Here is an 8,701-nt window from a genome sequence, read left to right as displayed (position 1 = left end):
TTCGTCGAGAAGAGCATTGGTCACGGCCATCGACCAGGGCGAGCGCCCTCGCATCGTCTCCAGCGTCCGACGCGCGAATCTGCCGTGTACGGCGTCGCCCTCCATCGCTTCAAGCGCATGCTCGATCTCGGCGATGTCCGTATGGGCGAACGCTTCGGTTATCGCCTCGCCATGATGCGCCAGAAGCGGCGCACCGATCTCGTCGGCCTCGATTTCAATCAGCGCATCGACGGCGTCCCGGCTCGTGCCCGGCGTGAGTTCGGTGAGTTGCCGGCGCAGTTCCGCGAGGCGATTGGAGGGAACGCAATAGTCGAACAGTCCCGCCGCCACCGCGTCCCCCGCGTCGACCGCCTCGCCGGTGAGGGCGAGGTAGCGACCGAACGCCTTCGGGAGGCGGGGCAGCACGTAGGTCGCTCCGACATCGGGCAGGAAACCGATCCCGACCTCCGGCATGGCGAAGCGCACGCGCTCGGTCGCCACGCGGTGGCGGAGGTGCATGACGAGCCCAGCCCCGCCGCCCATGACGATGCCATCCGCCAGCGCGACAATCGGCTTTCGTGCATTGGCGAGCCGTGACAGCAGTTCGTACTCCTCCCGCCAGAAGGACTCGGCGACACCATCCGCGGCCCGGCCGCTGGCGACCACCGCGCGGATGTCCCCGCCTGCGCAGAACGCCCGATCCCCCGTGCCTTCCAGAAGCACGAGGGCGACGGCCGGATCGTCGAGGAAAGCGTCCAGCGCCCTGCGCATCGCCCTGATCATGCCGAGGTCGAGAGCATTCAGCGCCTTCGGACGGTTCAGGCGGATCACGCCTGCCCCGCCCTCCCGGCCGGTCACTACGGTTTCCTGCTCGTGCGACATGCGCCCTCCCCTCAAGCACCCGCGCGCAGGTTGCCGGGGAAAACCATGCCTGTCACGGCGGAAGCTGCCTCCCCGATGCAACCGCGTCGCCGGTCGCGCGTAGTCCCATCACGAATGACGTGAACGGGACTTTGACACATGAGCACGACGCTGGACGAGGATCGGGTTCGCCAGAAGGCGCACGAGATCTGGGAATCGGAAGGCCGCCCCGAGGGACGGGCCGCCTCCCACTGGATGCAGGCGAAGGAGATCGTCGCGCTGAAGGACAGCTTCGGCTCGACGCTGACGCCGGTGGAAGAGACGCTGGAAGACGAGCCCGAGCCGGCGGTCGCCTTCGAGAACCAGGGCGAGTTCCCGGAATTGACGGATATCGGCGAAGGCGCCCGCGGTCCGAGTTGGCAGGCCGCGCGCGAGACGACCGGCGCGAACGATGCCGATACCGACCCGGACAACACCGTGCCTTCGCAGGGCACCCGCCCGTAAAGCCTCGAACAGGAGACCGACCGATGACGAAGGACTTTCCCGAGCAGCGCATGCCGAACGATCGGCAGCGCAGCGAATTTGCCGAGAGTTCGACTATCAGCGAAGCCGACCGCGCCCTTCTCGAGACGGCGACCGCCGAAGCCCTAACGGACGCCGAGGATCGCCAGGCGGATCCGTTGGCCGACGACGAGGCGACCGAGGCGGGCGTCTACGCCGAACCCCGCAGCGAGGTCACCGCGCCGATGCCCGGCACGGGCTACGACGAGACCGAGGACGGCCTCGCCGACCAGGACGAGGCGGTGCGTCAGCAGGCTGAAGACCGCGTGACCGGCAGCCCCGAGGAGTTGAACTTCAAGGCGTGAGGCTCAACCGTCGCTGCGCTGGCCACGCGCCACGATCCGCAGCGCGTCGTCGGGCAACGGACGCTGCAGGGAGCGCGCCTCGGTCCAGGGCGCCTCCAGCCAGGCATTCATGTCCGCCTCTCCGGTCAGGATGACGGGCATCGCCTTGGGGTGGACGCTCCCGACGACGGCGTTGGCTGTCGTCGTGAGAAAGCCGTAGGCGTCGACCGTCACCTCTCCCTCCGCCTTGCGGCGGGTGCTGGTCCACCGGGTCCACAGACCGGCGAAGGCCATCGTCGGACGCTCGTCCGATGCCGCGAACCAGACGGGGACCTTTGTCTTGTCGCGCAGTGTCTCGTACTCGCAGAAGGCATTGAACGGCACGAGGCATCGGTGGGCGGGCGTCAGCCAGCGCCGCCAATGCGGGCTGTCGGTATTGCGGATATTCGTCACGCCGGGATCGGTCGATCGACCTTTCAGTGCGAACTGCGGTGACGGCATTCCCCAGCGGGCGGGCGCGAGTTCGCGCCCGCCTTCGAACAGGCGGACGATCGGGGCGGTCTGATCCGGAAAGATCGCCGGCATTGCAGCGAGATTTCCGAGCCTGTCACGCGTCGCCCTGGCGAAGTCCCGCATGGCCGACTGCGTCGTCGTCAACGAGTAGAGGTTGCACATCCGCCGTTCCCATTGTCCCGCGCAACTGTCTCGAAGGGGCAGTCGTCGGTGCACGCGTCACAACTAGCCTGCGACCGCTCCGGGGCTAGTTTCCCGCTCCGGGGCTAGTTTCCCGTTCCGACCTCGCTTCGCATTCCAGTTCGATCGGTTCTCATGCATCAGGACGGCTTGCCCCCACTCCGCCGCCGGTTGGCCTTCGGCACGATCGCCATGGCGCTGTTCGTCGCCGTGCTCGACGGTACGGTCGCCAATGTCGCGCTGCCGCCCATCACGCAGGATCTCGGCGTCTCGCCGGTGGAAGCGATCTGGGTGGTCAACGGGTATCAGCTCGCGGTTACCGTGCTCCTCCTGCCTCTGGCTCGCCTCGGTGAGATCTTCGGCTACCGACGGGTCTATCTCACAGGCCTCGGCATCTTCACGCTGGCCTCGCTCGTCTGCGCCCTCTCCCGCTCGCTCGACATGCTGATCGCGGCGCGCGTTCTCCAGGGCATCGGCGCGGCCGGCATCATGAGCGTCAACATCGCGCTCGTCCGCTTCATCTTCCCCGCCTCGAGGCTGGGGCGCGCGGTCGGGCGCGTCGCGATCGTCGTCGGCGTGTCCTCGGCGGCGGGTCCGTCGCTCGCCGGCGCGATCCTGTCGGTCGCCTCATGGCCGGCGCTGTTCCTGATCAACGTTCCCGTCGGCCTTCTCGCGCTGCTCGCCGGTTCGCGCACCCTTCCCGACACGCCGAAGTCCGGCCAGCCGTTCGACCTGAAGAGCGCCATCATGAGCGCCCTAACCTTCGGCATGCTGATCTCCGGCGTCAACGGGATCGGCCATTCCGAAGGCCTAGGCTTTTCGCTCGCGCTGATCGTGGGCGGACTGATCGTCGGGACCGTCTTCGTGCGCTCGCAGTTGCGACTGGCGGAGCCGATCCTGCCGGTAGACCTTCTGCGCCGACCGATCTTCGCGCTCTCGGCCGCCACCTCGGTCTGTTCCTTCGGAGCGCAGGGCATCGCCTTCGTCTCCCTGCCGTTCCTCCTGCACGACGAGTTGGGACGCTCGGCGGCGGAAACCGGCCTGCTGCTGACGCCCTGGCCGATCGCGACGGCGATCGCCGCCGCGATCTCGGGCCGGTTGGCCGACCGCTTCAATCCCGGGCGCCTCAGCGCCATCGGCCTCTTCCTGTTCGCGGCAGGACTTATGGCGCTGGTGCTGATGCCCGCCAACCCCAGCGACGCCAACCTGATCTGGCGGCTGGCGCTGGCCGGTTTCGGCTTTGGCCTGTTCCAGACGCCGAACAACAAGATCCTGATCACCAGCGCACCGCGCGAGCGAAGCGGCGGCGCGAGCGGCATCCAGTCGACGGCGCGCCTCGTCGGACAGTCGCTCGGCGTCGCGCTTGTCGCGGTGATGTTCGGCCTGGTGAGCGATCATCCGCTGACCGCCGCGCTGCTGCTGGCGGCGGCTCTCGCAGCCGGTGGCATCGTGCCGTCGCTCCTGCGTCGTTACGAGGCTCCACCGGTGGGGAAGCCGGCCGGCGCCCTCCAGGCCGAGGAGATCGCAGCCGGCGGCTGATCCGCCGTTGGCAATTCCTTATGGCCTCCGATGGCAGAGCTTTGACCAAAGCGAATGCGCGGAGACCGCCATGAACATCGCGATCGTCGGCTGCGGGTTCGTGGCCGACTATTACATGACGACGCTCCCGAACCACCCGGAGCTTCGTCTAGTCGGCGCCTACGACCGCGACCCCGCGGCCGCCCGCCGCTTCGCCGACTTCCACAAGACGCGAATTTTCGCGACGTTGGACGAGCTGCTCGCCGATCCCGCCGTCGAACTCGTGGTGAACCTCACCAATCCGGCGAGCCATTTCGAGGTGTCCAAGGCATGCCTCGACGCGGGCCGGCACGTCTATTCGGAGAAGCCGCTGGCGATGGAGATCGGCCAGGCGGAAGATCTCGTCCGGCTCGCCCGCGAGAAAGGGCTCCAGATCGCCTCGGCCCCCTGTTCGGTGCTGGGCGAGGCCGCTCAGACGGCGCGCCGGACCATCGAAGGCGGCAGCGTCGGCGACGTCAGGCTGGTCTACGCCGAGATGGAAGATTCGATGGTCTTCCGCGAGAACTACCGGACCTGGCGAAGCCTGTCCGGCGCGACGTGGCCGGCCGAGGACGAGTTCGCCGTCGGCTGCACGCTGGAGCACGCGGGCTACTACCTCACCTGGCTTTGCGAGTTCTTCGGGCCGGTGGAGGAGATGACGGCGTTCTCCGCCAAGCTGTTTCCCGACAAGGGCACGCAGCAGTCGCCGGACGAGATCGCCAACGACTTCTCGGTCGCCTGCCTGAGGTTCCGCTCCGGCGTCGTCGCACGGCTCACCTGCGGCCTCGCCGCGCCGAGCGACCGGTCGATGCACATCATCGGCACCAGCGGCGTCCTCTCGGTGACGGACGGCTGGAACGCCCGCTCGTCCCTCTACCTGCGCGATCCGGCCGGTCACTGGCGTCCGCGCGCCGGCATTTTCGGCAAGGTGCTGCGCCGACTGGAGCGCGGGCGACCGTTGAAGCACTGGTTCGGGCGCCGGCTCAGCGTGCCGCGCAGCGGTGCCGTGGTGCCGGAAACATCCTCCCGCATGGACTTCATGCGCGGGCCCGCACTGATGGCGGAAGCGATCCGAAGCGGCACGCGCACGCCGCTCGCCGACGCGTTTGCCCTTCACGTCACGGAACTCTCGATCGTGGCGCAGGACACCAGCGGATATCCGATGCCCTACAGGCCCCGCTCCACCTTCTGACGCGCCGTCGCGCGGTCCGAGGGACTTGCGCGGGTCGACATTGCGGCTAGGTTCGCTCCCACGCGTCGACGGCGAGCCCGTCCAGAACGGACCATCATGCAAAGCACGTCACGCCCCATCGCGATCCTCGCCAGCGACTCGCCCGAGGCCACGGAGGCCGCCGAGCGTCTCGCCGCGCTATACCGGACCGTCGAGCCGGAGGATGCCGAGGTCATCGTCGCGCTGGGCGGCGACGGCTTCATGCTCCAGGTGCTCCATCGCTTCATGGATACCGGCAAGCCGATCTACGGCATGAACAAGGGCACCGTCGGCTTCCTGATGAACGAGTTCCGGGAGGACGGCCTCTCCGAGCGCCTCGATCGTGCCAGCGAGACGGTGATCCACCCCCTGGAGATGACGGCGGTCGACGGCGACGGGCTCCCCCACTCGGCGCTGGCGATCAACGAGGTGGCCCTGTTCCGTCAGTCCTATCAGGCGGCGCGGCTGAAGATCAGTATCGACGGCAAGACGCGGCTGGAGGAGCTCGTCTGCGACGGCGTGCTCGTCGCCACACCGACCGGCTCGACCGCTTACAATCTGTCGGCACAAGGGCCGATCCTGCCGATCAGCGCGCCGCTGCTGGCGCTGACGCCTGTCAGCGCCTTTCGGCCGCGTCGGTGGCGCGGGGCGCTCCTGTCACGCCATCAGGTCGTCGACGTCGAGGTTCTGGAGGCGCAGAAGCGCCCCGTCAACGCGGTGGCCGATCATCGCGAGGTCAAGTCGGTCCAGTCGATCCGCATCCGCGAGTCCGCCGATCTGCGGAGCCTGATCCTGTTCGATGCCGAGCATTCGTGGGACGAGCGAATCCTCGCCGAGCAGTTCCGCTACTGATCTCAGGCGGCGAGGTAGCGCTCGGCCCGGCGGCGGGCGGCGCCCTGCTGCACCTCGCAGGACATGCGATGCAGAAGGCGACCGAGCTCGTCGCCTTCGCCAGCGCGCTCGGTCTTGCGGAAGGCGATCGTCACGCGGTCCATCACGGTGGAGGCGACGTCGGCGGCATCGAATCGGTCGTCGGCCGCCATGTCCTTCCAGGCGCGCACCGCCGACAGGAGGAGCGGTACCACGGTCTTCGGGAGTCCGGCGGCTGAGGCGAGCGCCGCGAAGGCAGGCTCCCTCGCATCGGCGATGATCGAGCGGACGCGCGCCTCCGGCAAGCTGGTCAGTCGGGCGAGGGATGCGGCGAAGAGGTCGATCCGCCCCATGCAGACCGCGCGAACGAGCACGGCGGCGTTGAGCTGGCTCGTCCCGCGCAACTGCTCGACGAAGGCCGTCATCTCGTCGGCCTTGATCGTATCGATCATCGAGGCCGTCGCCTGCTCCCGAACCTCTTCGCGCAGCCGTGACGCCCGCGACAGCCCGACGACGTTGGCGACGAGCGGAGACGAGCAGAGCGCATCGCCGAGTTGTGACAGGAGCGCATGACGCGGACCGGCCGGCAGATCGCCCCGTTGAAGAAGCGCGTAGCGGAGTTCACCGACGTCGGCCGCCATGTCGACGAGCCGGGTCACCGCCGCGGCGTCGAGGACCGCGCCCTGGTTCCTTGCGAGTTCCAGGCAGGCCACCGGCTCTCCGACCGAGACGATCACGCCCGCGACGCCGGCCGACACGTCCGCCCGCCGCGCGATGGCGACGCCGAGCCCGAGCCGCCCGGCTCGCACGAGTTCGCAGAGATCGTCGTCGGTCAGCATGGGCGACAGGAGAACGACCGGCAGCGCCACGTCGTCGATATCGGTGGACAGCATGCGAACGAGCTGGCGGGAAACCGTCGAGGCATCCGCGATGCCGTCCGCGATGGCACGGCGCACGCGCGGCGACGCATCTTCTGCCGCGATCACCAGCGCCGCTTCCGCCTCGCGCAGGTCGCTCGGCAGGAACTTCCGGTTCACCACTGCGTCCGCGAGCATTTCCACGGCGGCGCAGCGTTCGGCGGCCGTTGCGGTTTCGCACCAGAAGACGAATTGCTGTGCCAGCATGGACCCACGACCCGCATCATATTCGATGCGGACCATGGTGACCTTCAAAGCTTTAAGAAAGCGTTCACCACGCTCGCTCGCACTTGCTTAACCCTGCGGAACCGCGTCGGCCCGTGATGGGCGACGAAGCTCGAAGGCGTCGTCGGTCGAGGCGAAATCGAGATAGCCGAGGCGCGATAGCGGCCGGGCGAGATCGAGCGCGATCCGTCCGTCCCGCAGGATGCGCTCGTCGATGTGGATACCGACGACCTGACCGATCACCATCACCGCGTCGCTCTCGGCGCCGTCGAGTCCGACCGGCCGGAACCACTGGGTCAATCGGCATTCCAGCGCAGCGGGCGCTTCGGCGACACGCGGCGCTGCGACGAGCCGGCAGGGCGCTTCGGTGAGACCCGTGAGGGCGAACTCGCTGACCCCCGCCTCGGCCGGCGCAGAGGAGCGGTTCACCTGCTCGGCGAGGTCGCGCGTCGCAAGATTCACGACGAACTCGCCGGTCGCGATCGCGTGGCTCGCCGAATGCTTCATGCCCGTCGACGAGAACATGACGAGCTTCGGCTTGTCGGACAGAGCGTTGAAGAAGCTGTAGGGCGCGAGGTTCGTCGTGCCGTCCGGCGCGCGCGTCGAGATCCAGCCGATCGGGCGCGGCGCGACGATCGCCTTGAACGGGTCGTGGGCAAGACCGTGGTCGTTGGTCGCGGTCTCGTAGAACATCAAGCCACCGCCGGCATAGGAGCGTCGGACACCACGGCCGAAAGCTCCGGCCGCGGACGGTCGCTCGGCACCTCGGAGGGCGTACCGATATAGACGAAGCCGACGACCTTCTCTTCCGCCGCGATGCCCATCAGGCGCTTGGCCTCCTCGTCGTAGGCGACCCATTCCGTGATCCAGTTCGCGGCGAAGCCATGGGCGTGCGCGGCATGGATGAGGTTCATGGTCGCGGCGCCGGCCGACAGGACCTGCTCCCACTCCGGGATCTTGAAGTGTGGCTTGGCCGTGGAGACGACGCCGACCACGAGCGGCGCCCGCGTGAAACGCGCTTCCTCGTAGGCGCGCCGCGCCTCGCTCAAAGGCCCCTCGCGCGTTTCGGCGAGGTCCGCCAGCGCCTTTCCGAGGGCCGGTGCCGCGGCCCCCCGGAAGAGCACGAAGCGCCACGGCGCCAGCTTTCCATGATCGGGCACGCGCGACGCGGCCGTCAGGATTTCGCCGAGCACGGCTTCCGAGGGGCCGGGTTCGCAGAGCGCTGGAATGGAGACCGAGCGGCGCGTGGCGAGCAGTGTCTTGGCGTCGATCATCGAACGAATCCTCGTAGAGCCTGGACGTGGTGCTAGCCGAGATCGGGACGCCGGCCAACCGGACCACTTGCCGCCGTCCTTCGAACCTGCCTTGAAATGACCGGAGAGATAGCCTTGAACAGGCATCCGAATGGAAGGCCTAAGGAGGTTGAAGGTTGATCAAGCGCGCATCCGGCATCGCCTTGTCCCTCACCTTGTCCATCGCCCTCCAGGGACCGGCCCGCGCGCAGGATGCTCCTCCGGGACCGGGCGGTGCGGGCGGGCCCGATC

10 protein-coding genes are annotated in these 8,701 nt (G+C 68.2%); 5 read left to right on the top strand and 5 right to left on the bottom strand.

What is annotated here, in order from left to right; translation table 11 throughout:
* Positions 1-861 (bottom strand): 3-hydroxyisobutyryl-CoA hydrolase (locus tag QZ753_RS13420; RefSeq protein ID WP_294644288.1); only part of this gene is annotated, 861 nt, incomplete at its 3' end.
* Between the two features lie 138 nt (positions 862-999).
* Between QZ753_RS13420 and QZ753_RS13415 the strand changes: the two genes are divergently transcribed.
* Positions 1,000-1,344, top strand: coding sequence for a DUF2934 domain-containing protein (locus QZ753_RS13415; RefSeq protein WP_294644287.1), 345 nt, complete (start codon positions 1,000-1,002; stop codon positions 1,342-1,344).
* Between the two features lie 23 nt (positions 1,345-1,367).
* Positions 1,368-1,706, top strand: a complete 339-nt coding sequence (locus tag QZ753_RS13410) for a hypothetical protein (RefSeq protein ID WP_294644286.1) — start codon at positions 1,368-1,370, stop codon at positions 1,704-1,706.
* A gap of 3 nt (positions 1,707-1,709) precedes the next feature.
* On the opposite strand, the gene QZ753_RS13405 is transcribed toward QZ753_RS13410, so the two are convergent.
* Entirely contained in the window at positions 1,710-2,360 is a 651-nt protein-coding gene (locus QZ753_RS13405) for an SOS response-associated peptidase (RefSeq protein WP_294644285.1), read from the bottom strand.
* A 153-nt stretch (positions 2,361-2,513) separates the two neighbouring features.
* Between QZ753_RS13405 and QZ753_RS13400 the strand changes: the two genes are divergently transcribed.
* The 3 genes from QZ753_RS13400 (at position 2,514) to QZ753_RS13390 (ending at position 5,997) form a co-directional block, all read left to right on the top strand.
* Entirely contained in the window at positions 2,514-3,917 is a 1,404-nt protein-coding gene (locus QZ753_RS13400) for an MFS transporter (protein WP_294644284.1), read from the top strand.
* A 70-nt stretch (positions 3,918-3,987) separates the two neighbouring features.
* On the top strand, positions 3,988-5,127 hold the full coding sequence (locus QZ753_RS13395; protein WP_294644283.1) for a Gfo/Idh/MocA family oxidoreductase: 1,140 nt from the start codon (positions 3,988-3,990) through the stop codon (positions 5,125-5,127).
* Positions 5,128-5,223: 96 nt separating this feature from the next.
* On the top strand, positions 5,224-5,997 hold the full coding sequence (locus tag QZ753_RS13390; RefSeq protein WP_055886632.1) for an NAD kinase: 774 nt from the start codon (positions 5,224-5,226) through the stop codon (positions 5,995-5,997).
* Positions 5,998-5,999: 2 nt separating this feature from the next.
* Here QZ753_RS13390 and QZ753_RS13385 read toward each other — a convergent pair whose 3' ends face one another.
* From QZ753_RS13385 to QZ753_RS13375, 3 genes are all read right to left on the bottom strand, one after another.
* Positions 6,000-7,139, bottom strand: coding sequence for a DUF2336 domain-containing protein (locus QZ753_RS13385; protein WP_294644282.1), 1,140 nt, complete (start codon positions 7,137-7,139; stop codon positions 6,000-6,002).
* Between the two features lie 87 nt (positions 7,140-7,226).
* Complete coding sequence (locus tag QZ753_RS13380; protein WP_294644281.1) at positions 7,227-7,850, bottom strand: flavin reductase family protein; 624 nt, start codon at positions 7,848-7,850, stop codon at positions 7,227-7,229.
* Positions 7,850-8,431, bottom strand: a complete 582-nt coding sequence (locus QZ753_RS13375) for a nitroreductase (protein ID WP_294644280.1) — start codon at positions 8,429-8,431, stop codon at positions 7,850-7,852. The genes QZ753_RS13380 and QZ753_RS13375 overlap by 1 nt, the downstream gene beginning before the upstream one ends.
* Positions 8,432-8,701 lie beyond the last annotated feature (270 nt).

It is taken from the genome of uncultured Aureimonas sp. (assembly GCF_913775355.1).
Classification (GTDB): domain Bacteria; phylum Pseudomonadota; class Alphaproteobacteria; order Rhizobiales; family Rhizobiaceae; genus Aureimonas.
This window is presented reverse-complemented; position numbering and strand designations above follow the sequence as displayed.

Bases quoted from the DNA above. Each gene is read 5' to 3' on its own strand.
- QZ753_RS13415 (WP_294644287.1), top strand. From the start codon at position 1,000: ATGAGCACGACGCTGGACGAGGATCGGGTTCGCCAGAAGGCGCACGAG.
- QZ753_RS13410 (WP_294644286.1), top strand. From the start codon at position 1,368: ATGACGAAGGACTTTCCCGAGCAGCGCATGCCGAACGATCGGCAGCGC.
- QZ753_RS13405 (WP_294644285.1), bottom strand. From the start codon at position 2,360: ATGTGCAACCTCTACTCGTTGACGACGACGCAGTCGGCCATGCGGGAC.
- QZ753_RS13400 (WP_294644284.1), top strand. From the start codon at position 2,514: ATGCATCAGGACGGCTTGCCCCCACTCCGCCGCCGGTTGGCCTTCGGC.
- QZ753_RS13395 (WP_294644283.1), top strand. From the start codon at position 3,988: ATGAACATCGCGATCGTCGGCTGCGGGTTCGTGGCCGACTATTACATG.
- QZ753_RS13390 (WP_055886632.1), top strand. From the start codon at position 5,224: ATGCAAAGCACGTCACGCCCCATCGCGATCCTCGCCAGCGACTCGCCC.
- QZ753_RS13385 (WP_294644282.1), bottom strand. From the start codon at position 7,139: ATGCTGGCACAGCAATTCGTCTTCTGGTGCGAAACCGCAACGGCCGCC.
- QZ753_RS13380 (WP_294644281.1), bottom strand. From the start codon at position 7,850: ATGTTCTACGAGACCGCGACCAACGACCACGGTCTTGCCCACGACCCG.
- QZ753_RS13375 (WP_294644280.1), bottom strand. From the start codon at position 8,431: ATGATCGACGCCAAGACACTGCTCGCCACGCGCCGCTCGGTCTCCATT.